General features: G+C 68.7%; 21 protein-coding genes. 8 read left to right on the plus strand and 13 right to left on the minus strand.

All coding sequences use genetic code 11. The annotated features are described in order from the left end of the window. The first annotated feature begins 61 nt into the window (after nucleotides 1-61). From MRBLWO12_RS11785 to MRBLWO12_RS11810, 6 genes are all read left to right on the plus strand, one after another. Nucleotides 62-1,024, plus strand: coding sequence for an ABC transporter ATP-binding protein (locus MRBLWO12_RS11785; RefSeq protein WP_363555668.1), 963 nt, complete (start codon nucleotides 62-64; stop codon nucleotides 1,022-1,024). After that, nucleotides 1,011-1,778: an ABC transporter permease gene (locus MRBLWO12_RS11790; protein ID WP_363555670.1), complete on the plus strand. Its 768-nt coding sequence runs from the start codon at nucleotides 1,011-1,013 to the stop codon at nucleotides 1,776-1,778. Before MRBLWO12_RS11785 ends, MRBLWO12_RS11790 begins: the two co-directional genes overlap by 14 nt. Beyond that, nucleotides 1,775-2,461 (plus strand): TetR/AcrR family transcriptional regulator, encoded by a 687-nt coding sequence (locus MRBLWO12_RS11795; protein ID WP_363555672.1) that lies wholly within the window; start codon nucleotides 1,775-1,777, stop codon nucleotides 2,459-2,461. Before MRBLWO12_RS11790 ends, MRBLWO12_RS11795 begins: the two co-directional genes overlap by 4 nt. Next, nucleotides 2,431-4,785, plus strand: a complete 2,355-nt coding sequence (locus MRBLWO12_RS11800) for an FtsX-like permease family protein (protein WP_363555674.1) — start codon at nucleotides 2,431-2,433, stop codon at nucleotides 4,783-4,785. Before MRBLWO12_RS11795 ends, MRBLWO12_RS11800 begins: the two co-directional genes overlap by 31 nt. A gap of 5 nt (nucleotides 4,786-4,790) precedes the next feature. Beyond that, nucleotides 4,791-5,498 carry an ABC transporter ATP-binding protein gene (locus MRBLWO12_RS11805; RefSeq protein WP_363555676.1) on the plus strand — a complete coding sequence of 236 codons (708 nt, stop codon included), beginning with the start codon at nucleotides 4,791-4,793 and terminating at the stop codon, nucleotides 5,496-5,498. Nucleotides 5,499-5,559: 61 nt separating this feature from the next. After that, a complete protein-coding gene (locus MRBLWO12_RS11810; protein ID WP_363555678.1) occupies nucleotides 5,560-6,246 on the plus strand; it encodes a HEAT repeat domain-containing protein in 687 nt (228 codons plus the stop codon). A 20-nt stretch (nucleotides 6,247-6,266) separates the two neighbouring features. Here MRBLWO12_RS11810 and MRBLWO12_RS11815 read toward each other — a convergent pair whose 3' ends face one another. The 3 genes from MRBLWO12_RS11815 to MRBLWO12_RS11825 are packed head-to-tail and all read right to left on the minus strand — an operon-like array spanning nucleotide 6,267 to nucleotide 9,222. Then, on the minus strand, nucleotides 6,267-7,457 hold the full coding sequence (locus MRBLWO12_RS11815) for a Gfo/Idh/MocA family protein (RefSeq protein WP_363555680.1): 1,191 nt from the start codon (nucleotides 7,455-7,457) through the stop codon (nucleotides 6,267-6,269). Further along, nucleotides 7,454-8,542 (minus strand): Gfo/Idh/MocA family protein, encoded by a 1,089-nt coding sequence (locus tag MRBLWO12_RS11820; RefSeq protein ID WP_363555682.1) that lies wholly within the window; start codon nucleotides 8,540-8,542, stop codon nucleotides 7,454-7,456. Before MRBLWO12_RS11820 ends, MRBLWO12_RS11815 begins: the two co-directional genes overlap by 4 nt. Continuing rightward, nucleotides 8,515-9,222, minus strand: a complete 708-nt coding sequence (locus MRBLWO12_RS11825) for a ThuA domain-containing protein (RefSeq protein WP_363555684.1) — start codon at nucleotides 9,220-9,222, stop codon at nucleotides 8,515-8,517. Before MRBLWO12_RS11825 ends, MRBLWO12_RS11820 begins: the two co-directional genes overlap by 28 nt. A gap of 164 nt (nucleotides 9,223-9,386) precedes the next feature. Between MRBLWO12_RS11825 and MRBLWO12_RS11830 the strand changes: the two genes are divergently transcribed. Beyond that, nucleotides 9,387-10,412 carry a LacI family DNA-binding transcriptional regulator gene (locus tag MRBLWO12_RS11830; protein ID WP_363555686.1) on the plus strand — a complete coding sequence of 342 codons (1,026 nt, stop codon included), beginning with the start codon at nucleotides 9,387-9,389 and terminating at the stop codon, nucleotides 10,410-10,412. Here the strand turns inward: MRBLWO12_RS11830 and MRBLWO12_RS11835 are convergent. Continuing rightward, nucleotides 10,399-11,265, minus strand: a complete 867-nt coding sequence (locus tag MRBLWO12_RS11835; RefSeq protein WP_363555688.1) for an amidohydrolase family protein — start codon at nucleotides 11,263-11,265, stop codon at nucleotides 10,399-10,401. The genes MRBLWO12_RS11830 and MRBLWO12_RS11835 overlap by 14 nt on opposite strands. 44 nt (nucleotides 11,266-11,309) lie before the next feature. Further along, nucleotides 11,310-12,131: an IclR family transcriptional regulator gene (locus MRBLWO12_RS11840; protein WP_363555690.1), complete on the minus strand. Its 822-nt coding sequence runs from the start codon at nucleotides 12,129-12,131 to the stop codon at nucleotides 11,310-11,312. 131 nt (nucleotides 12,132-12,262) lie between these two features. Here MRBLWO12_RS11840 and MRBLWO12_RS11845 point away from each other — a divergent pair, with 131 nt between their 5' ends. After that, the gene (locus tag MRBLWO12_RS11845; RefSeq protein WP_363555692.1) at nucleotides 12,263-13,165 is read left to right on the plus strand and encodes a dihydrodipicolinate synthase family protein; all 903 of its coding nucleotides are present in this window, start codon (nucleotides 12,263-12,265) and stop codon (nucleotides 13,163-13,165) included. Nucleotides 13,166-13,223: 58 nt separating this feature from the next. Here MRBLWO12_RS11845 and MRBLWO12_RS11850 read toward each other — a convergent pair whose 3' ends face one another. From MRBLWO12_RS11850 to MRBLWO12_RS11885, 8 genes are read right to left on the minus strand one after another with little or no spacing between them, the layout of a single operon-like run. Next, nucleotides 13,224-13,604, minus strand: a complete 381-nt coding sequence (locus tag MRBLWO12_RS11850) for a RidA family protein (protein ID WP_363555694.1) — start codon at nucleotides 13,602-13,604, stop codon at nucleotides 13,224-13,226. After that, on the minus strand, nucleotides 13,601-14,533 hold the full coding sequence (locus MRBLWO12_RS11855) for a DUF4862 family protein (protein WP_363555696.1): 933 nt from the start codon (nucleotides 14,531-14,533) through the stop codon (nucleotides 13,601-13,603). Before MRBLWO12_RS11855 ends, MRBLWO12_RS11850 begins: the two co-directional genes overlap by 4 nt. Continuing rightward, nucleotides 14,530-15,630, minus strand: a complete 1,101-nt coding sequence (locus MRBLWO12_RS11860) for an alanine racemase (RefSeq protein WP_363555698.1) — start codon at nucleotides 15,628-15,630, stop codon at nucleotides 14,530-14,532. The genes MRBLWO12_RS11855 and MRBLWO12_RS11860 overlap by 4 nt, the downstream gene beginning before the upstream one ends. Then, a complete protein-coding gene (locus MRBLWO12_RS11865) occupies nucleotides 15,627-16,607 on the minus strand; it encodes an ABC transporter ATP-binding protein (protein ID WP_363555700.1) in 981 nt (326 codons plus the stop codon). Before MRBLWO12_RS11865 ends, MRBLWO12_RS11860 begins: the two co-directional genes overlap by 4 nt. Continuing rightward, nucleotides 16,604-17,605, minus strand: a complete 1,002-nt coding sequence (locus MRBLWO12_RS11870; RefSeq protein WP_363555702.1) for an ABC transporter ATP-binding protein — start codon at nucleotides 17,603-17,605, stop codon at nucleotides 16,604-16,606. The genes MRBLWO12_RS11865 and MRBLWO12_RS11870 overlap by 4 nt, the downstream gene beginning before the upstream one ends. After that, complete coding sequence (locus tag MRBLWO12_RS11875) at nucleotides 17,602-18,507, minus strand: ABC transporter permease (RefSeq protein ID WP_363555704.1); 906 nt, start codon at nucleotides 18,505-18,507, stop codon at nucleotides 17,602-17,604. The genes MRBLWO12_RS11870 and MRBLWO12_RS11875 overlap by 4 nt, the downstream gene beginning before the upstream one ends. Beyond that, the gene (locus tag MRBLWO12_RS11880) at nucleotides 18,504-19,463 is read right to left on the minus strand and encodes an ABC transporter permease (protein ID WP_363555706.1); all 960 of its coding nucleotides are present in this window, start codon (nucleotides 19,461-19,463) and stop codon (nucleotides 18,504-18,506) included. The genes MRBLWO12_RS11875 and MRBLWO12_RS11880 overlap by 4 nt, the downstream gene beginning before the upstream one ends. Nucleotides 19,464-19,474: 11 nt before the next feature. Next, on the minus strand, nucleotides 19,475-21,082 hold the full coding sequence (locus MRBLWO12_RS11885) for an ABC transporter substrate-binding protein (protein WP_363555708.1): 1,608 nt from the start codon (nucleotides 21,080-21,082) through the stop codon (nucleotides 19,475-19,477). Between the last annotated feature and the right edge of the window lie 25 nt (nucleotides 21,083-21,107).

Raw genomic sequence — 21,107 nt, forward strand, 5'->3', positions numbered from 1 at the left:
GTCGCGCCCCTCGACAGCGGTGGTCGCGGAACGGATGCTTCATACTCTACAGTGTAGAAATATGAACACGGCGAGGGAAGAACCACGGCTGGAGCTGCGCGGCATCCGCAGATCCTTCGGCGAGCGCGCGGTGCTGCGCGGCGTGGGTCTTCGGGTGGAGCCCGGACAGATCCTGGGCCTGCTCGGGCCCAACGGTGCAGGCAAGTCGACGCTGATCGCCATCGCCGACGGCTCGCTGACCCCCGAGGCCGGTTCGGTGACGGTCGACGGCATCGACCTGCTCGCACATCGGGAGGCCGCCGCATCCGTGATCGGCAGCGCGCCGCAGAGCCTCGGGATCTATCCGACACTGAGCCTGCAGGAGAACGTGTGGGCGTTCGCCCGGCTTCACGGCCTGCGGGGCCGCGGGTTGCGCGTGCGATGCACCGCGGTCATCGAGAGCCTCGGACTCGCATCGAGCGCCCGCCTCACCGCCGAGCATCTGAGCGGGGGCCAGAAGCGGCGCCTGCATCTCGCGATGGCGCTCACTCACGAACCCCGCCTGCTGTTCCTCGACGAGCCGACGGTCGGCGCAGATGTCGAATCGCGACAGCAGATCCTCGACCTCGTGCGCCGGATCGCCGCCGACGGTGCTGCCGTCGTCTACACGACGCACTACCTGAACGAGCTCGAACAGCTCCCCGCCCGCATCGCGCTCCTGCGCGGTGGCCTCCTCGAGGAACTCGGAGCAGTCGACGATGTGGTGCACGCCCAGGGCGGCACCGCACTGCGCGTGCGGGTGCCGGGTGACGAGCGACCTCCGGCCGGGTGGGTGCGCGAGGGTGAGTGGCTGGTCAGTGAGCCGGCACCGAGAACCACGGGAGAGCTCCTCGCCGGCCTCGTCACCGGACTCGGCGAGCGCGCGGACGGCATCACCGATGTGCAGCTCTCCCGTCCGACGCTGGAGAGCGCCTATCTGCGGATCCTCCAAGAAGGCGAGCCCCGATCGACCTCCACCGCGGAGGTGCACGATGCTGCGGCATAGCCTGGCCGTCGCCGCGATCGACGCGCGGATCCTCCTCCGCGACCCGTCGCCGGTCGTGGTCATGACCGTGATCCCCCTCGTCTTCGTTCCGTTCTTCACGCCGGGAGCGCGCGCCCAGCTCGTGGCCGCCGGCTATCCCTCGGCGTCGGGCGTCGAGTACGCCGTGCCCGGCCTGGCAGTGCTGTTCGCCCTGCTGTGCGTGCAGCAGGTCATCACGGCGTTCTTCCGCGAGCACCAGTGGTGCACGTGGGATCGGCTGCGCACATCTCCGGCGCGGGGCACCGACCTCCTGGTCGGGAAGTCCCTGACCGCGTTCGGCGCACAGCTGCTGCAGCTGGTCACGGTGCTCGTCGGAGGCGCACTGCTCTTCGGGTTCCGCCCGACCGGCTCCCTCCCCGCGCTCGCGCTCGTGCTCGTCGCCTTCTCCGCCGCCATGATCGGATTCGGGCTGCTGCTGGTCTCGATATCGCGTTCACTCGAGTTCGCACTGGTCATCGGCAACGTCGTCGCCATGCTCATGGCCGGTGTCGGCGGAGCGTTCGGACCGGTCGACGCCCTGCCGACCTGGATGCAGGCGATCGCGCCCGCGTCGCCGGCGTACTGGGCTCTGCGGGCGATGAGTGCGATCACCCTCGATCGTGCCGGCCTGCTCGAGGTCGTGGGGCCCGTGCTGGCGCTCCTGGCCTTCACCACCTGCTTCGCATTGCTCGCTGCGCTCGCCCTGGCGCTGCGCGCACGGAAAGGAACCTCATGATGACTCCCCGACCCGAGCGGGTGTCCCGCCACGACGTGCTCTCGTCCGCCCGTGAGATCGTCGACGCGCAGGGCCTGGAGCAACTGACGATGCGTCGCCTGGGCACGGCCCTCGGCGCGGACCCGATGACCGCCTACCGGCACTTCGCCGGCAAGGCCGAGATCGCGGCGGCTCTCGCCGACGAGTTCTGGGTGGGGCTCTCCCTCCCCGCAGCTGCGGAGTCCTCGGACTGGCGTGCCTATGCGCTGGCCCTCATGCGCGCGATCCGCTCCGAACTCGCGGCGCACCCCGGCCTCATCCCCATCGTCTCGACGCATCCGATCACCTCACCGGCAGCTCTGACGGTCGCCGACGAGGCCATCGGTGCCCTGCTGGACCTGGGAGCGCCGGTCGACCCGTCGCTCGGCGACCTCGTCAACGTGCTCGTCATGGTGACGGTCGCCTCGGCGATGGGAGAGTTCGCGGCGCCGGCCGGAACCGAGCCGACAGAAGCGGATGCCGCGCATGAGCACCCGGACGGGGACCGCGGGCACGACGATGCCGAGACGGAGCTCCTCGCCGCGCTCCCCCATCTCGGACGCGTGATCGCTGCCGGCTGGTCCCCCTCCCCCGAGCGCCAGTTCGAGGCGGGCGTCGCGGCGATCCTGCACGGGTGGCGCTTCGCGCCGCCGCCCGCACCATGATGGACCTCGCGAGCACGGGACGGATGACGGCCGCCCGCATCCGCCGCAACCCCCTCAGCAGCATCGCGCTGATGCTGCTGATCGCGATCAGCTCTGCGACAGCGGGGGCCGGCGTCTTCGCCCTGGCATCATCGGTCGGCGCGACCGAGCGGCTCTTCCGCCTCGCGCAGGCTCCGGATGCCGTGCAGATGCACGTCGGCGCGATCGACCCGGGAGCGCTGGACTCCTTCGCCGCGGCGAACCCCGACATCGTCCGCGACCATCAGGCCCAGGTCGCGCTGCAGCTCGACAACCTCGCCCTGCGCGTGAACGGGGCATCCGACGTCGCACGGGCGGGGGTCATGGATCTGCTGCTGGTCACGCAGAGCCCGCGGTTCGATCTCCTGCTGGACGCGGAGGGGCGTCCTGTGGCCGTGCGCGACGGCGAGATCGCGGTGCCGAGCTATTACGCCAGCGCGTACGAGCTCGCGCGCGGTGACACTCTCGAGCTCGTCATCGACGGGGCGGTCGAGCCGTTCGTCGTCTCGGACATCGTCCACGACGCACAGATGGGGCCGAGCCTGGTCAACTCCAAACGCTTCGTCATCTCCCCTGACGACTGGCAGCGGCTCTCCGGCAGCCTTTCCGAGGAGCACATCCTCACCTTCCGCCTGGTGGACGGGGCCGGTGAGCGGTTCACCGAGGCCTATCGCCTCGCGCAGCTTCCCGCGAACGGTGCCGCCGTCGACGGCGCTCTGCTGCGGCTGATCACCGCACTGTCCGACGGGCTGGTCGCGATCGTGACCATCCTGGTGGCGCTGATCCTGCTGTCGATCACGCTCCTCTGCCTCCGGATCATGGTGCTCACCGCGCTCGAGGAGGATGCCAGACGGATCGGCGTGCTCCGCGCTATCGGCTTCTCCCACCGCGACGTGCAGGGCACTCTGCTCGTCGGGTACGCCGTGCATGCCGCCGTCGGTCTGATCGTGGCGCTGTTCCTCGTCCGGCCGGTGTCCGCCCTCCTGACGAGCCCTGGGAGCACCACGCTGACGGCTCCGGGGGGCGGAGCCGCCACGGCGGCGATGACCGTCACCGTGGTGATCACCTCCGCCCTCTCGATCGCTCTCGCCGCGCAATTGCTGCGTGGCGTGCGCCGCATCAGCCCGCTGGCGGCGCTGACCCGGCCGCAGCTGTCACCGAAGCCCGGACGCCGCCCGCGACGACTTCGGTGGGATCTCCCGTTTCCGGTCGCCGTGCGCCTCGCCGCCCGTGGCCTGACATCTCGGCCCGGCGCCGCCGTGCTGCTGATCGCCATGGTCGCGTGCGCGGTCATGCTGTCCTCGCTGCCGCTGCGGGTGACCCAGACCATCGCGGCACCCGACTTCGTTGCGGTCATGGGCGTGGGGCAGAGCGACATTCGCGCGTTCGTCCGCGAGGGCTCGGATGAGAGCGCCGCAGGACGACTCGAGCGAGCGCTGACAGACGACACCGACATCGATCGGTTCGCGAGCGTGACGAGTTACCGGGTCGACCTGGTGACCGGGAGCGACCGTGAGAGCATCGCGCTGGAAGTGGGCGATACCTCTCTCTTCCCCGTCGCCTACGTGCAGGGCACAGCACCGAGCCGGCCCGGCGAGATCGCACTGTCGACGCTCGCCGCCGAGAAGGCCGGCGTCGAGGTGGGGCAGTCCGTCGAGGTGAGCTCAGGGGGAGCCACGCATCGCCATCGGGTCACGGCGATCTATCACGACATCACCAACGGCGGGCGGTCCGGAAAGACCGCGTCGTTCGACGAGGGCACGGGAGTGCCCCTGTGGCGGACGGTGCTGATCGACGTGCGCGAAGGAGTCGATCAGCACGCGAAGGCGACGGCGTTGTCGGGAGACCATCCCGCGGCGACCTTCACGGAGCTGGATCGTTTCGTGCAGTACACCCTCGGCGACACGGTCGAGCGGATGCAGGCGGCGTCGATCGTCGCCGGAGGTTCGGCGGCCGCGGTGATGCTCCTGGTGTTCGCGCTCCGGGGGCGACTCGAGTCCGCGCGTGATGCGACGGACCTGCGGCTGCTGCGGCTGCTCGGATGGTCAGGGGGCGCGGTGCGCGCCGTTCCGCTGATCCGTGCCGCGACCGTCGCCGCACTCGGACTCCTCCTCGGAGGGATCGCGACGGAAGCGCTCGGGCCGTCGGTGCTCGGCGCCATGCTCTCGTCGTTCGGCGGCGGGGCGACCGCGCTCACCCCGCCGAACGTCCTGCCCGCCGTGGCCGCGGCGAGCGTGGTGGCGGCCGTACTGGCCGGCACCGTGCTCGCCTCCCTCACCCTCCCGCCCCTCCGCAACGAAAGCTGAGCATCATGACCCGCTCCCCTCTCATCGACGCCCGAGGCGTCACCAAGCAGTTCCCCGCAGGCGGCGACGACAGCACGACGGTGCTGGACGGTGTCGATCTCGCGATCGACGACGGGGACTATGTCGCGCTCACCGGGCCGAGCGGATCGGGCAAGACCACGCTGCTGTCCTGCCTCAGCGGCCTCGACCAGCCCACGTCGGGCTCGGTGCGGCTCGACGGAACCGACCTGGCCACCCTCGACGACCGGCGCCTCGCGCGCACCCGACGCACCACGGTGGGGTTCGTCTTCCAGCGCACGGATCTGCTCGACGAACTGCTCGTGCTCGACAACATCCTGCTCCCCGCGCACCGGCGACGAGGACGGATCCCGGACGAGACGCGGGCGCACACCGCACGGCTGATGGAGCGTCTCGGGATCGGGCACCTCGGCGGCCGCCGCACGCATGAGCTGTCCGGCGGCCAGCGTCAGCGCATCGGCATCTGCCGTGCGCTCGTGAACCGCCCCCGCATCCTGTTCGCCGATGAGCCGACGGGCGCTCTGCACAGTGAGTCCGTCGAGGAGGTGCTCGCCGTGTTCGACGAGCTGAACGCCGAGGGGACGACCCTGGTCGTCGTCACACACGATCTCACCGTGGCGCGGCGCGCACGCAGCCGTTGCCATCTCGTCGACGGACGGATCGTCGACGTCCCGGCGATGGCGTCGGCCCGCTGAGTACCGACAACCCCGCGTCGAACGGAAGAGTCGAGCGAGAGAAGAGGAGTACATTCGGGCCATGTCGACCTCAGAGACGCTGCACGCCGAGCTGCGTGCGTTGGACCCTCAGCGCTGGCCGGAGTTCCTCACCGCCCGCTCGGGACTCCCCGGCCCGCGGGCGAACCTCACGCTGGTGGATGCGGTCGCCCGTATCGCGGATCCCCCGGCCATCGACGCTCTGCTGCGCGACGGCGGGGAGTACCCGATGATGTGCGCAGCTGCGGCGATCGCTCGACATGCGGCCGCGCCGGCCACCGCCGCACAGGCCCGCACGCTGGCGACGGATGAACAGTGGCGCGTGCGCGAGGGCGTCGTCATCGGCCTGCAGCTCCTCGGCGACGAGTCGCCCGACGCACTGATCGAGATCGTGCACGCATGGGCGGATGATCCCGACCTCTATGTGCAGCGCGTGGCCACCGCGGCGATCTGCGAACCGCGGCTGCTGCGCACCCGCGCGGCGGCGGCCACAGCGATCGACATCTGCCGCCGAGCCACTCAACATCTGACCGGCCTTCCCCGTGAGCGCAGGGCCGAGCCGGCGGCCCGGAACCTCCGACAGGCGCTCGGCTACTGCTGGAGCATCGCCGTCGCCGCCGACCCGATTCCGGGCCTCGCCGCCTTCCGCGAGCTCTCGACGGACGACCCCGATGTCGCGTGGATCGTGAAGGAGAATCTGCGCAAGAAGCGGCTGTCGTCGATCATCTGAGGATCGGCCCTTCCCGCCCCTCAGCGCACACGGGTGTACCGCCCCTCGTCGGCGGCGCTCTCCTCGACCGCGGCGAGCACGCGCTGCACCTGAAGAGCTTCCGCGAACGACGGCGACGCCCCGACGCCGTCCAACGATCCGACGAAGTCGACGACCTGGTGGATGAAGGTGTGCTCGTAGCCGAGACCGTGTCCGGTCGGCCACCATGCGGAGGCGTAGGGATGGGTCGGGTCCGTCGCCTGGATCCTGCGGAAGCCGCGCCGGTCAGGAGCGTCGTCTTCGCTGTAGAACTCGAGTTCGTTCATCCGCTCGAAGTCGAAGGCGATCGCGCCACGGTCCCCGTTGATCTCGATGCGGTTCGCGTTGCGCCGCCCGAGCGCCATCCGCGTCGCCTCGAACACCCCGAGGGCTCCGCCCGCGAAGCCGGCGATGAAGGCCGCAGCATCGTCGACGTCGACCGGCACCCGCGCACCGTCCAGATCACCCGTGCCGCCCAGTCCGACTTCCGCGCTGCGGCGAGGACGTGACGACACGAACGTGCGCAGGTGCGCTGATACGCCGTCGATCCGGTCGCCGGTGAGCCATTGCGCGGTGTCGATGCTGTGCGCCCCGATATCGCCGAGCGCGCCGGAACCGGCGGCCGCCCGGTCGAGACGCCAGGTATGCGGGGCATCGGCATCACTCAGCCAGTCCTGGAGGTACTGCGCGCGCACGTGCCGGATGGTGCCGAGCGCACCCTCGTCGATCAGCCTGCGGGCCAGGGCGAGCGCCGGGGTGCGCCGGTAGCTGTAGCCGCACATCGCGATGATCCCCCGTCGCTCTGCGAGCTCCGCCGCCGCGACCATGTCCGCAGCGTCGGCGGGATCGTTCGCGAGTGGCTTCTCGCACAGCACGTGCTTGCCCGCGCGCAGAGCGGCGATCGCGATCTCGGCGTGCGTGTCGCCCGGGGTGCAGATGTCGACCACGTCGATGTCTGCCCGGTCGATCACGGCCGCCCAGTCATCCGACCAACTCTCCCACCCCCAGGTGTGTGCCGCCTGTCGTCCCCGCTCAGCATCACGGGACACGAGCACGGCGAGTTGCGGCTCCCGCGACAGATCGAAGAAGCGGGGCGCCGTGCGCCAGGCATGGGAATGGGCGCGGGCCATGAATCCTGCACCGATCACGGCGACCCGCAGGGGCTGCTTCCGGGTGATCTCGGTCATCGTCATCGCTGCCTCCAGGAAGCCTGCGGGGTGAAGGGAACCAGGGGCGGCCGCCCTGGCGCGGTCGTCAGGTCGATGCGGCGACCGAGGTGCGCCGATTCGCCGAGCGCCGTCATGATCTCGAGCACATGCAGGGCGATCTCCCCGCTCGCTCTCCCGGCCCCGGTGGCGAGGTGATCGAGCACGCCGATACCCCGCCCGGCCTTCTCGTAGCCGGCCCGCTCGGCCACCGGCGACCATACATCGTCACCTGAGCGGCGCACACGCACCTCCCCGTCGAAGAGGTTGGGATCGGGCACGGAGAGCGTTCCCGATTCGCCGTGGATCTCGAGGGGCGACGCCTCGGTCGCGGCGCCGTCGAAGCTGAACGTGACCGTCGACACCGCGCCACCGACGTGTTCGAGCACGCCCGTCACGTGCGTGTCGATCTCCACCGGGATCGTCTCGCCGGCGCGAGGACCGGAGCCGATGGTGCGCGAGCTCCTCGGGCGCGAGGACGCGCCGACGACCCGCGCGACCGGCCCCAGCAGGTGGAACAGCGTCGTCAGATAGTAGGGCCCCATGTCGAGGAGCGGTCCGCCACCCTCTCGGTAGTAGAAGTCCGGATGCGGGTGCCACGACTCGTGCCCGGCCGACACCCAGGTCGCCGAGGCCGCGACGGGTGCGCCGATGCCGCCGGCGTCGATGACCGCCCGCGCCGTCTGCACCCCGGTGCCGAGCACGGTGTCCGGCGCACAGCCGACCCAGACCTGCCCCGCGGCGGCCATCACGCGTCGCGCATCCGGGAGCGTGGCCGCCAGCGGCTTCTCGCCGAAGACGCTCGCCCCCGCGGCAAGCGCGGCGAGAGCCACCTGGGCGTGCGCCGCCGGGATGGTGAGGTTGATCACGGTCTGCACCTCGGGGTCGGCAACCAGTTCGTCGACGCTCAGGGCACGGCATCCGGGGTGCTGTGCGGCGACGGCCTCGGCCCGGACCGCGTCGAGGTCGGCGGTCGCGGCGATCCGCACGCCGGGGTGTGCGCCGAGAGTCTCGAGGTACTGCGCCGAGATGACGCCTAGCCCGACTATTCCGATACCGTGCGGCTCGCCCACAGCATCCCCCTCTCGATGATCGTGCGTACGTTCGTGTCGCGGAGCACCTCGAGGCTGTGACCAGGAGTGGCGACGAAGATGCGCCCACGCCCCCAGAGCCGCGTCCACACCGCCGGGGAGGTGATGGGTCGATGCCAGGGGTGGTAGGGCTGCACCGGGTGGGTGGTCGTGGCCAGCACGTCGTTGAGATCGTCGCTGAGCACCCAGTACTGCTCCGTGCAGAGCGGGAAGTCGTCGATCCTCGCCATGATCTCGTGCGCACGGCCGAGGTCGGTGACTTCGACCGTGTAGCGCAGGAAGTTGTCGGCCTCCCCGCCCTCCCTCGCGTCGGGGTGCAGTGCCGGGTGCGTGGCGAACTGCCCGCCGATGAGTTGCAGGTAGTCGGAGCTGTTGCGGTACGAGTCGGCGATGCCTCCGTGCCAGCCGGCGAGCCCGGTGCCGCGTTCGACCGCACCCCGCAGGCCCTTCAGCGCGTCATCGGAGATCTCCGACATCGTCACGCTCTGCACGATCAGGTCGGTACGATCCATCTCGTCGCGGTCGGCGTAGATCTTCGGGGAGTCCTCCACGCGCACGTCGAATCCGCGTTCGGCGAGGAACGGGAGGAACAGCTCGGTCGCCTCGACGGGGTGGTGGCCTTCCCAGCCTCCGCGCACCACGAGCGCCGTGCGCGCCGTCATGATGAGGTCTCGCGCGAAGCGGGCCGGTGGCAGCCGGATCCTCGCGTGATCGAGGGTGTGAAAGGCATCGGATCTTCCCTCCGCGTCGATGAGCAGGTGCGAACGAGTGTCAGCTTGCCACCGACCTGCGGCACCCCTCCCGAACTTTGCGCAAAAATAGGTGGATGACCGACCGACCACGCGCCACGCTCAACGATGTCGCCGTGAGCGCCGGGGTCAGCGTGGCCACCGTGTCGCGGGCCCTGCGCGACCGGGGAGAGATGTCAGCCGACACCCGTTCACGCGTGCTCGCCGCTGCCGCCGAGCTGGGCTACAGCGCCGCCGGCCAGCGGCGAGGGCGTCCCCGTCGCGGCACCTCGCTCCTGATCGACCTGGTGCTCGGCCGCTTCCACGATCCCTATACCGAGGAGATCACCGTCGGCGCCCGCACCACGGCGTCGGAGCTCGGGTACGACCTGGTGCTGACCGCGGAGCGCGACGACCCCGCCGACGACTGGCCCGCGCGCATCCACTCCCGCGGGTCGGCCGGTGTGATCGTGGGCCTCATCATGCCCACTCGCCCGCAGCTCGCCCTGATGCGACGCGCGTCGATCCCCGTGGTGCTGATCGAGCCCCCGTCCGAAACCTCCCTTCTGCTCCCGAGCCTGCGCACCACCGACAGCGCCGGTGCTGCCGCCGCCGCGCGCCACCTGGTCGAGCGGGGCGCGCGCCGGTTCATCGTGATCGGCGGCGCCCCGTCGTACCGCTACGGACGCGCGCGGGTGGACGGGTTCCTGCGCACCATCGACGAGGTCGCCCCGCGCGCGCCCCGCGTACAGACCAGCGCCGAGTGGAGCGCGTGGGATGCCCGGCGGGCCTGCGCTCGGGCCCTCGCCGAACTCGACGGAGAGGGGCCTATCGGAGTGTTCGCCTGCACGGATGAGATGGCCGCCGGCGCCTATCGGGCCATCGCCGACAGCGGACGCACGATCCCCGCGGATGTGCTGGTCGTGGGCTTCGACGACGTACGAGGCGCACGGTGGCTGCGCCCCTCGCTGACCACGATCCGTCAACCGATCAGGGAGCTCGGTTCCGCCGCGGTGCGGATGCTCGCACAGGCGGCATCCGGAGGCGAGATCTCCACCGAGGCCGTCGTGCTGCCCACCGAGCTCGTCGAGCGCGGCTCGACACGCACGCTCATCGGGGGATGACGGATCGATCCGAGGGCGAGAGGCCGAGCAGGCCGAGCGCATCGCGATGGATGAGCGCATCGATCTCGTCGAGCGACAGCGGCTCGAATCCGCGCGTATCGACGCGAGCGATCCTCTGCAGACCAGCGATCGTATCGTCGACGGTCGTGAAGGGAAAATCGCTGCCGAAAAGCAGTTTGTGCCACACACCGTATTCCTGCACCAGCATGAGCGTGTTCCACAGCTGGAACGGCCGATAGTGCAAGGCGCTGATATCGGCGTAGACGTGCGGATGCTTGCGGATGACGGCGATGCACTCCCCCTCGTACGGGTGGCCCATGTGGGCGAGGATGAGCCGGAGCTCCGGGTGCCGCCTGGCGATGTCATCAGCGATGGCGGGACGCGCATAGGCGAGGACAGCCTGGCTCATGAACGTCGTGCCTGTGTGCATGAGCACGGGGAGCGCGTTGCGTTCTGCGTATTCCCAGAGAGGATCGAACTCTTCCGCCGCCGGATCGAATCCCGCGTACATCGGCATGAGCTTGATCCCGCGCAACCCGAGTTCCTGATGCGCGAACTCCAGTTCCTCTCGCCAGCCGCTCTGCGTCGGATCGAGCGAGAGGAAGCCGACCGCGCGCCCGTTCGTCGAGGAGACGAACTCTGCGACATCGCGATCATCGACCCAGATGCCCGACAGCCTCGCCTTGCCTCCGATGACGAGGGCCACCGTGTCATCCGGTGCCGATTCCCAGTATCCCGACCAGTGCGTTGAAAGATCCACCTCATGGCCGGCGGCTTTGCCCGCCTGGGTGACGAATGTCTCCCCGAGATGGCGGTGTTGATCGAACAGATGGGCGTGCACGTCGACGATCACAGGAGGCTCCTCTTCATCAGGATGATGCCACCACAGGCATCCGCTCAGCCAAAGCTTCGTTCGTCCACTCCGAACGCCGGGTTCACGTTGCCCAGCGCGAAGGAGAGGCGCTTCGCGTGGTCCGCTACTGCCCTCCCCACACGCACGATCTCCTCACTGCGGAGACCGGCCTTCAACCGGGTGACGCTGATCGCACCGGCGGCGCGCCCTGACCGGTCCAGGACCGGAGCCCCGATGCAGACGACGCCGTCTGCATCTTCCTCGTCGTCGATCGAGAATCCACGTTCCCGGACCTTCGCGAGATCCGCGAGCAGCGCGGGCACGGAGGGGATCGTCTGCGCCGTGCGGCGCACCATCGGCGTCAGTGCCACCGTGCGAGCGACCTCCTGATCCGAGAGCGTCGCCAGGATCGCCTTCCCGACTGCGGAGGAATGCAGATACTCCTTCTGCCCCATGTGCAGCTCGAACCGGATCCCGCTGGCACCCTCCACACGACCGACGACGACGACGTAGTTGTCGACGCGCGTCGCCACGCGCGAGGTGAGAGCGACCTCGTCCGTGAGCGCTCGCAGATGCGGCATGGCCAGATCTCTCAGCGTGACCCGCGACAGCGCGATCTCGCCGAGATAGGTCAGGCGCAGGCCGAGCCAGTATCGACGATCCATTCCGGTACCCGCTGAGCGCACGAGGCCCCGTGCGCACAGGGTCTGCAGCGTCGCGAACACCGCGCTCTTCGAGCCCCCTACGCTGGCAGCGACCTCCGTCACCGTTGCGCCACTGGCACAGGCGATCAGAGCGTCGAGGATATCGATGGCTCGTTCGACGCTCTGGACCCGCGAAGCCTTCTTCGGACCTGGTTCGGTCATCGTCTCCCCACCCCACCGTGCTGCTGGAGGCACCATTCGGTCTGACCGCACGGTTGTTGGCTCTGCCTTCCCCCTCTCCCTAGCGTGGCGAGCACCGAAGAGACGACTGTCCCAACGAACAGGAGCAACACGTGTCCGACCAGCTCAGCGGCGTCCTGCCCGTCATCGCCACCCCCTTCGACGAGGAGTGGGAGATCGATGCGACTCAGCTCGAAGAAGAGATCGACTGGCTGTTCGCGAACGGTGCGGACGGCATCGTCGTGGCCATGGTCTCGGAGATCCTGCGCCTGAGCACCCAGGAGCGGATGACGCTCAACGCTCTCGCGGTGAAGTTCGCGGCAGAACGCGGACCGGTCATCGCCAGTGTGGGCGCCGAGAGCACCAAGACCGCACGCGAGATCTCCGCCCACGCGCGGGATGTCGGCGCGACAGCCGTCATGGTCACGCCGCCGCTGCTCGCTGTCGTCAGTGCCGGGCAACTCGAAGAGTATCTCGGAGCAGTGATCGACTCGTGCGACCTGCCTGTGGTGTTGCAAGACGCGAGCGGCTACGTGGGAGCGTCCATCGATGTCGACCTGCAGGCGTCGCTGCTGCGCCGCTACGGCGCGGAACGGCTGCTCCTCAAGCCCGAGGCGGAGCCTCTGGGGCAGCGCGCATCCGAACTGCGCACCGCGACCCGCGACGAAGCGCGCATCTTCGACGGCTCGGGGGGCGTGGCGCTCATGGATACGTTCGCCCGCGGCATCGTCGGCACGATGCCAGGCCCCGATCTCGTCTGGGCGGTGCGAGCACTGTGGACGGCGCTCGAGAACGGCGACACCGCACGCGCTCTCACCATCAGCAACCCGCTGACCGCCCTGATCTCGATGGTGCCCGGCTTGGACGGTTACGTCGCGTTCGAGAAGCGGATGCTCGTCGCACAGGGCGTGTTCACCAGTGCGCGGATGCGGGGACCGGTCGCCTACGCGATCGACCCTCAGACGGAGTCCTTCCTCGATGCGCAGCTTGCGCTGCTGCGACGCGCGGTCGGCTGAGCCCGTCGGACGGCGGGGGCCTCCCCTCTCGAGGAGGGCCCCCGCATCTGCACCACGATCAGTCATCATCGAGCACCAGCACTGCGTCGAGCTCGATCAAGAACCCCAGAAGGTCCGACTGGATGGTGGTGCGAGCCGGATACGGCTGCGGCAGGTACTCGGCCGCGATGGCGTTGAACTCCGCGAAGTCGTCGAGCGAGTTCAGGTAGGCCCCCAGCCGCACGACGGCACCGAGGTCGGTCCCCGCCTCCGCAGCGACCGCCGCCAGGTTCTGGAACGTGCGGTGGGCCTGCTCGGCGAACGTCTCACCGACGAGCGCCCCGGTCTCGTCGAACGGCCCCTGCCCGGCCAGGAAGAGTAGTCCGCCCGCGGCGACGCCCTGCGAGTAGGGCCCGACGGGCGCGGGTGCCTGCGATGTGAAGAAGGTCTGCGTGGTCATGTGTTTCCTCTCTTGGATGCTGTTGTCAGAAGGTCGACGGCGGTCTGCAGCGCCGCGACCCGCGTGGAGATGTCGTCTCCTGCAGGGCGCCAGGATGTCTTGACTCCCCGGTAGGCAGCGCGCAGGACCGCCGGCGTGACCGCCTGCGCTGCCCGATCGCGCGTCAGGATCGAGACAGCCGGATCAGCCGCATCGACCACAGGAGTGTGAGCGTCTGTCCAGGCCGGGCCGTATGGTCCCGCCTCCGATGCGACTCCCGAGAGCATGTAGCCGATGAGGCGATCGCCGGCCATATCCACGTGTGCTGCCGCCCCGGAGGGATCACGCGACTCGATGGCAGATCGGCCCCAGTTGACCGTGATCCCGCACGGGGCATCGCCCACCCCGTCGCTGCGGGAGATCGCCGCGAGTTCGTCTTCGAGGCGCGTGTACCCCTTGTCCGGTCTCCCCGCGCCGGTGTGGGCGTCGCAATGCTCGACGGCGATCCGCACGCCGTTCCACTCCCATGAGCGGATCTCGCGCAGACTCTCGCCGAGGCGCGCATCGGCGTCGTCCCCGCCAGGCGTGCCGCTGGACAACGCGAGCGTCGTGATGTCGCGTCCCTCACCACGCCAGCGCGCGATCGCGTCGCGGAGCTGGGATACCATCTCGACAGCGTCCCGCCTTCCGCCCCGGTCCATCGACGCGAGACCGAACCCCGGCTGGGCGCGCGTACGGACGGCGAGCACAGGAACCGCCGTCACCACGTGTCCGCGTCCTTCAGCCGCCCACTGGAACCACGACGCGTCCGAGGCGAGTCCGAGCGGGATCTCCAACCCGTCGACGCCGTCCATTGCGAGCACGGCGCGCACGAAGGCAGCGGCCGTATCGGGGCCGTCCACGGCCGTGAGCGACGCATAGGCGCCGACGACGACATCACCGCCGGTCATCGACGTGCCTCGATGGGCCACTGGTCGACCACGCGACCTTCTCGTACGACCCAGGCCGAAGAGAACATGTTGACTGTGCCGCACGCATGGTTGGGGAGCACCACGATGCGATCTCCGAGGCGCACGTCCGCGGCACCGCGCAGGAACCCGTGCTCCTCATGCCCGGTGGCGAGGATGCCGGGGCCGTCGAGCCGCGTGCCGATGCGTCCGTCCTTGCGCGCACTGCCGTCGCTGCTCATCGCCTTGATCCCGGCATCGACGATGACGGTCTCGCCACGCTGCACGCTCACGACGGTCGAGTGGACCGTGAGCGCGCATTCGTCGTCATCGACCGCTCCCGTGAACCGCTGGTTGTCGTCTCCGAAGACATAGGTGCCTGGTCGCATCTCGGTGATGCCGTCGACCATCGGTGCGCTGTCTGCGCCCGGTGTCGATCCGACGGATACGGTCGTGAGGACCACTCCACGCGTGCGGGCGCTCTCCGCCACGGCAGCCATGAGCTCCCCCACAGCTCGTCCCGCGGCCCGGCGCGCCACGCGGTCGGTCCCATGCGCGGCAAGCTGTCCCTCGTGCGTGAAGATGCCGTCGATGTGGAGTGCATCGAGTCCGGCGATCTGCTCAAGAACGGCGGGAGCTTCGTTCGGCGTTGCCCCCGTCCGCCCCAGACCGGTGTCGATGTCGAGCCGCACCGTGACCTCCACGCCCCCGTCGACCGCGGCGCGGCTGAGTGCGCGTGCCGATTCGACCGAGTCGAGACCGACCATGAGACGCCCGCGCCTGGTCAGGTCGATCACGGCCTCCACTCGGGCGTCGCCGACGGGCGGGTACGCCCAGAAGACGTCGTACCCCGCGCTCACGAGCACGCGCGCCTCTCGCCCTGTCGCACAGGTGAACCCGACGGCACCTGCAGCAGCCTGGAGGCTCGCGATGTGCAGGCTCTTGCTCGTCTTCCAGTGCGGCCTCAAGGCGACGCCCGCCTCACTCGCGAACTCCGCCATGCGGTGGATGTTGTGTTGCAGAAGACCAAGGTCGATGACGAGCGCGGGCGTCGGGACATCCGCCATCATGATCCCCGCCGGAAGCTCCTCTACGTTCATGCCGATACTCCTTCATCGCTCGTGCTGTCAGGTCGTGTCTCCGGGAAGTGGCAGGCCACGCGCCGCAACGCACCGGCGGCCTTGAGAGCAGGCGTCTGCTCGGCGCAGATGTCCTGGGCTTTCCAGCAACGCGTGCGGAACCGGCACCCGCTCGGGGGACTCAGCGGCGACGGAAGCTCGCCGGACAGGACGATTCGCTCTCGAGCGCCCAGCGCAGAAGGAGTGGCTGACACCAGCGCCCGGGTGTACGGGTGCGCGGGATCGTCGAGGACTTCGGCCACCGGCCCCTCCTCCACGATGACGCCCAGGTACATCACGGCCACACGGTCGGCGGAGTGCTTCACGACCTCGAGATCATGCGTGATCATCAGGAACGCCGCATTCCGCTCGCGCCGGATCTCGCTCAACAGATTGAGCACCTGGGCTTGGACCGACACATCGAGACCCGAGACCGGCTCGTCGAGGATCAGCAGGTCAGGGTCGAGCGCCATCGCGCGCGCCAGACCGATGCGCTGGCGCTGACCACCGGAGAATTCGTGCGGATAGCGGTCGAGCGCGCTCTCGGGAAGGGCGACCAGGTCGAGCATTTGCACCAGGTCCTTGTCCGTCGCGGAGATCCGGTTCGCGATGAGCGGCTCCTTCAAGATCTCCCGCGTCGTGAAGCGCGGGTTCAGCGACGAGTGCGGGTCCTGGAACATGAACTGGATCTCCCGGCGCAGGCGGCGCAGACGCTCGCGATCAGGCGAGGTGACATCGTCCCCGCGCAGAAGGATGCGTCCAGAGGTCGGCTGGTTCACGTGCACGAGCGTCTTGCCCAGTGTCGACTTCCCACATCCGGATTCACCGATGATCCCCACGAATTCCGAGACCCCTACGACGAGGTCCAGTCCGTCGACCGCATGGATGACGCCCCGTCCGCGTCCACCTGCCCGGAAATGCACCTGAAGCTGGTCGACGACGAGCAGTGGATCCCTCATGAACCGACCTCCATCCGGGGATCGTCGCGGAAATGACACGCGCTGACTCTCCCGTCCTGCGAGGGGAGCAAGTGCGGGGTCTCCTCGCGACACCTCTCGGATCGGTGGACGTAACGGCACCGGGGTTCGAAGGGACAGCCGTGAGGGATGAGCCCCGGCTTCGCAGGCTGTCCCGGGATCGTGGGCAGGAGGGTACCCGGTGCTGACGACCCCGGACGACTCGCCAGAAGCGCCCTCGCGTACGGGTGCCTGCTGTCTTCGAAGATCTCGTCCGCCGCAGCGGCCTCCACGACGCGCCCGGCGTACATCACGACCGCGCGATCCGCGATCTGAGCGATGAGGCCAAGATCGTGGCTGATGAACAGCACCGAGACACCGAGCTCGTCCCTCGCGCGCACGAGCACGTCGACGACCTGGGCTTGGATCGTCGCGTCGAGCGCGGTCGTCGCTTCATCCGCGATCACCAGCTCGGGATCATTGGCCAGCGCAATCGCGATCACCGCGCGTTGTCGCATACCGCCGGACCACTGGTGCGGGTACTGCTGCGCGCGCCGCTCCGGCTCGGGAACTCCCACGAGCCGGAGCACCTCCAATGCACGGGCACGTGCCACCGCCCGCCCCTTGCGCGGGTGATGGATCAGATAGGCCTCAGCGATCTGATCCCCTACTCGGAAGAGCGGGTTGAGAGTCGTCATCGGGTCTTGGAAGACCATGCCCATACGGCCACCGCGCAGCGACCGCATCCGCCGCTCCGGCAGGCCCAGCAACTCCGCACCGTCGAAACGGATCGACCCCCTGTGCGTCGCATTTCCGGGCAGCAGACCCATGATCGCAAGCGCGGTGAGACTCTTTCCCGATCCGCTCTCGCCGGCAACACCCACGATCTCGCCACGACCGACGCGGAGATCGACGCCACCGAGCAGTGCGCGGGGGCCGTCGGCGGTGGGCAATGTGACGACCAGGTCGTCGACCCTCAGCAGTTCATCGGTCATCGTCATCGTGCCTTCCTCGGGTCGAGAGCGTCACGGACACCATCACCGATGACCATCGCGGCCAGAACGGTGACGGCGATAGCGAGCCCGGTCGGAATCCAGAGCCAGGGCATCGATGACAGCACGGTGATCGATTGGGCTTCTGTGAGCATGTTCCCCCAGCTGGGGGTGGGAGGCTGGACGCCGACGCCCAGGAACGAGAGCGCGGCTTCCAGCAGGATCGCCTCGGACACCAGGAGCGTGGCGGCGACCGTGACGTGCGGCAGCACGAACGGCACGAGATGGCGGCGAAGGATGAAGAGGTTCCGCGATCCCACGACCTCGGCGGCCTGCATGAACTCCTCCCGTCGCAGCCCGATCACGATGCTGCGGGCGATGCGCGCAGATGACGGCCAGGACAGCCCGGCGATCACACCGATCAGCATCGTGATGTTCGGCCCGAGCACTCCGGCGAGCACGATCGCGACGAGAACGGCCGGCATGACCAGGAACCCGTCGATCACGCGTGTGATGAGGTTGTCCACCCAGCCCCCGAACCAGCCCGCCACGACGCCGATGATGGTGCCCGCCGTCACTGCGATGACGGCGGCGGAGAGGCCGACGACGAGGGACACCCTTCCGCCATAGAGCAGCCGAGTGAGCACGTCGCGCCCGACCGAGTCGGTGCCCAGAAGGTGCTCCGGACCCGGCGCCTGCCGCACTGCCGTCAAGTCGATCTCCTCCGGCGCGTAGGGCGTCAGAAGAGGCGCGGCGATGACCGCGACCGCGATCAGCAAGAGCATCAGGAGACCTGCGACAGCCAAGACGTTCTTGCGGAACCGGCGCCTCGCAAGAGCACCCGGTGAAGTATCCTGCGGCCGTCGGCGGAGAATCCGCTCCACTCGGCGGGGCGAGTCCGCGATGGTCATCTTTGCCTCCGAACGCGGGGGTCGAGGATCACATAGGCGAGGTCGGCGAGGAGATTGCAGACCAGTACGAGCACCGCGACATACAGGCCGAAGCCGATGACGACGGGGTAATCGCGCGCCTGCACCGCCTGGATCGAGAGCTGCCCCATGCCCGGCCATGCGAAGACCTGCTCAACGGCGACTGCGCCTGCCAAGAACACCGGGATGTAGAGCATGAGGACCGTGATGAGCGAGAGCAACGTATTGCGCAGAGCATGTCCGATGGCGCGGATCTGCCCGCCGCCCTTCGCGATGACCGTCCGCACGTAGTCCTTGCTGAGCTCCTCGAGCATCCCTCCGCGCACGAATCTCGTGAACGGCGCCGCGACGGTCAACGACAGCAGAGACACCGGCAGGATGAGGTGGCGGAGCACATCGAGGGCGTCGCCGCCGCCTGACGACACCATTCCGGCGCTCGGGAGCGCACGCAGCTGCACCGCGAAGACGTAGATGCCGAGCATCGCGAGAAAGAACCCGGGGAAGCAGATCGCCAGCACGCTTCCCGTGCTGATCGCGTAGTCGATCGGGGTGTTGCGCTTCGTCGCCGCGAGGATTCCCGCCGGCACGGCGATGAGCGCACCGATGACGAGTGCACTGCCCATCAGCAGGAGTGTGGGACCCAGCCGGTCGGTCAGAACCTGACCGACCGGCTGGCCGGAGGAGTACGAGTAGCCCAGGTCCCCGGAGAACACGCCGGTCATCCACCGGAAGAACTGCACCATGACCGCTTGATCCAGGCCCAGCTCCTTCCGCCGCGCCGCGATGTACGCCTCCCGGTCAGCGCCCGCCAGCTCCGGGGGCACCGTCATCTCGACAGGGTCCCCGGGAGCAGCGTGGACGAGCGCGAACAAGCCGATCGCGATCGCGAGGAAGATCGCGATGCTCGAGAGGAGACGAACGCTCAGTGACCTGATCAACGTGTACTCTCCTACTCGCCCGAGATCGTCCAGTCGGCGGCGTTCCAGAAGCCGTTCGTCGCGTCGCCGTTGGGCACGAAGCCGGACACCCGATCGCTGACGGCCCAGATCGTGTCGGGACGGTTCAACCAGATGTAGGGAACCTCGGCGTTGTCGATGCGCGCGGCGTCGTGGTAGGCGAGGGCTCTGGCGTTCCGATCGCTCGTCGCCGCGCCCGCTGCCGCATGCGCGTCGAGCTGCTCGTCGCAGAAGAACGAGAGGTTGGACCCGGCCGGGAAGCGGGCATCGCACGAGAGCACAGGTGTGGAGCTGGCGGGATCCATCGAGTAGACACCACCGCCGAAGAGCAGCAGATCGAACGACTTCGAATCGAGCAGCGCGGACTGGCCCGCGGCATCCACGGGATTTGCGCTCGCGGCGATGCCGACGGCCTTCAGATTCTCGACGATGACATCGACGGCGAGGTCGCGATCACGCTGACCGTTGATCCACGTGATCTTGACGGGAGTCGTGCTGTCCCATCCGGCGTCCGCGAGCAGCGCCATCGCCCGATCGGGATCGTATGCGTAGTCGTCGAGCCCGTCGGGGAGCGCCCACTCCGAGAGGAACGTGCTGTTCAGTGCTGTCCCCGCTCCGCCCAAGATACCGTCGATGATGCCCTCACGGTCGATTGCCGTGACGATCGCCTGGCGCACGCGCGCATCGCCGAGAAGACCTTTCTCGGTGTTGACGGCCATCCTGGTGAAGCCAGGGGACGGCGCAGACTCGACACTCACGTCTGCGATGCCCTCGACCGCAGCGCGGTCACTCGGCGAGACCTGCACGATGTCGATCTCCCCCGTCGACAGCTGCGACGTGGCGACGTCGCTCGTGACGAGCTTGAGGTACAGCCGGTCGATACCGACCTCGGAGCGGTAGTTCTCATTCGCTGCCAGCACGACCTCCTGGTCTGTCCTGTACTCCTCGAGGGTGTACGGGCCCATGCCTGCTGTGGGAGCCGAGAAGAAGTCGTCCTCCATGATCCGATCTGCGGGCACGTCGCCGAGGATGTGCTCGGGGAGGATGAAGAAGACCGGTCCGTAGCCGATAAGAGAGAGGAACCCGGCGTTCGGGGCATCGAGCTCGATCTGCACCGTGGTGTCGTCGACGGCGCTGACCCCCGCCAGCTCATCAGCCGCGCCGTCCTGATACTCGGAGTATCCGACGACCTGGGACAACCGGGAGGACTGCGCACTCGCCACCGCTGGATCGGCGTAGAGGTTGTAGGTGAAGACGACGTCCTCGGCGTCGAACGGCTCGCCATCGCTCCATTTCAACCCCTCGCGGAGGTGGAACGTGTAGGTCGTCGCGTCATCGTCGACCTCCCAGGACTCGGCCAGGCGCGGGATGTACTCCGAGTCGGGATCCGTCGTGACGAGGTTGTCGTAGAGGAGCGACATCGCGAGCTGCTCGCCACCGGCGAACGGCTTCAGCGGGTTGAAGGACGTCGGTTCCTGGTAGAGATAGACGCTCGCGGAGGTCGGGTCGTTCGAATCGGAATCCGGGGGACTCCCGGCCGAGCAGCCGGCCAGCAGGACGGCGGTCGATGCCGCCAGCAGCATGATGGATTGCTTTCGCATGGGTACCTCTTCTCTCAGATGTCGG

This window comes from Microbacterium sp. LWO12-1.2 (assembly GCF_040675875.1).
In the GTDB taxonomy this organism is placed as follows: Bacteria; Actinomycetota; Actinomycetes; order Actinomycetales; family Microbacteriaceae; genus Microbacterium.

Coding starts and splice junctions, on each gene's coding strand:
- MRBLWO12_RS11815 (WP_363555680.1), bottom strand. CDS start 7,457: ATGACGATGACCGAGATCACCCGGAAGCAGCCCCTGCGGGTCGCCGTG.
- MRBLWO12_RS11790 (WP_363555670.1), top strand. CDS start 1,011: ATGCTGCGGCATAGCCTGGCCGTCGCCGCGATCGACGCGCGGATCCTC.
- MRBLWO12_RS11785 (WP_363555668.1), top strand. CDS start 62: ATGAACACGGCGAGGGAAGAACCACGGCTGGAGCTGCGCGGCATCCGC.
- MRBLWO12_RS11875 (WP_363555704.1), bottom strand. CDS start 18,507: ATGACCATCGCGGACTCGCCCCGCCGAGTGGAGCGGATTCTCCGCCGA.
- MRBLWO12_RS11840 (WP_363555690.1), bottom strand. CDS start 12,131: ATGACCGAACCAGGTCCGAAGAAGGCTTCGCGGGTCCAGAGCGTCGAA.
- MRBLWO12_RS11870 (WP_363555702.1), bottom strand. CDS start 17,605: ATGACGATGACCGATGAACTGCTGAGGGTCGACGACCTGGTCGTCACA.
- MRBLWO12_RS11795 (WP_363555672.1), top strand. CDS start 1,775: ATGATGACTCCCCGACCCGAGCGGGTGTCCCGCCACGACGTGCTCTCG.
- MRBLWO12_RS11810 (WP_363555678.1), top strand. CDS start 5,560: ATGTCGACCTCAGAGACGCTGCACGCCGAGCTGCGTGCGTTGGACCCT.
- MRBLWO12_RS11805 (WP_363555676.1), top strand. CDS start 4,791: ATGACCCGCTCCCCTCTCATCGACGCCCGAGGCGTCACCAAGCAGTTC.
- MRBLWO12_RS11855 (WP_363555696.1), bottom strand. CDS start 14,533: ATGACCGGCGGTGATGTCGTCGTCGGCGCCTATGCGTCGCTCACGGCC.
- MRBLWO12_RS11885 (WP_363555708.1), bottom strand. CDS start 21,082: ATGCGAAAGCAATCCATCATGCTGCTGGCGGCATCGACCGCCGTCCTG.
- MRBLWO12_RS11825 (WP_363555684.1), bottom strand. CDS start 9,222: ATGACGGCGCGCACGGCGCTCGTGGTGCGCGGAGGCTGGGAAGGCCAC.
- MRBLWO12_RS11860 (WP_363555698.1), bottom strand. CDS start 15,630: ATGAACGTAGAGGAGCTTCCGGCGGGGATCATGATGGCGGATGTCCCG.
- MRBLWO12_RS11830 (WP_363555686.1), top strand. CDS start 9,387: ATGACCGACCGACCACGCGCCACGCTCAACGATGTCGCCGTGAGCGCC.
- MRBLWO12_RS11850 (WP_363555694.1), bottom strand. CDS start 13,604: ATGACCACGCAGACCTTCTTCACATCGCAGGCACCCGCGCCCGTCGGG.
- MRBLWO12_RS11865 (WP_363555700.1), bottom strand. CDS start 16,607: ATGAGGGATCCACTGCTCGTCGTCGACCAGCTTCAGGTGCATTTCCGG.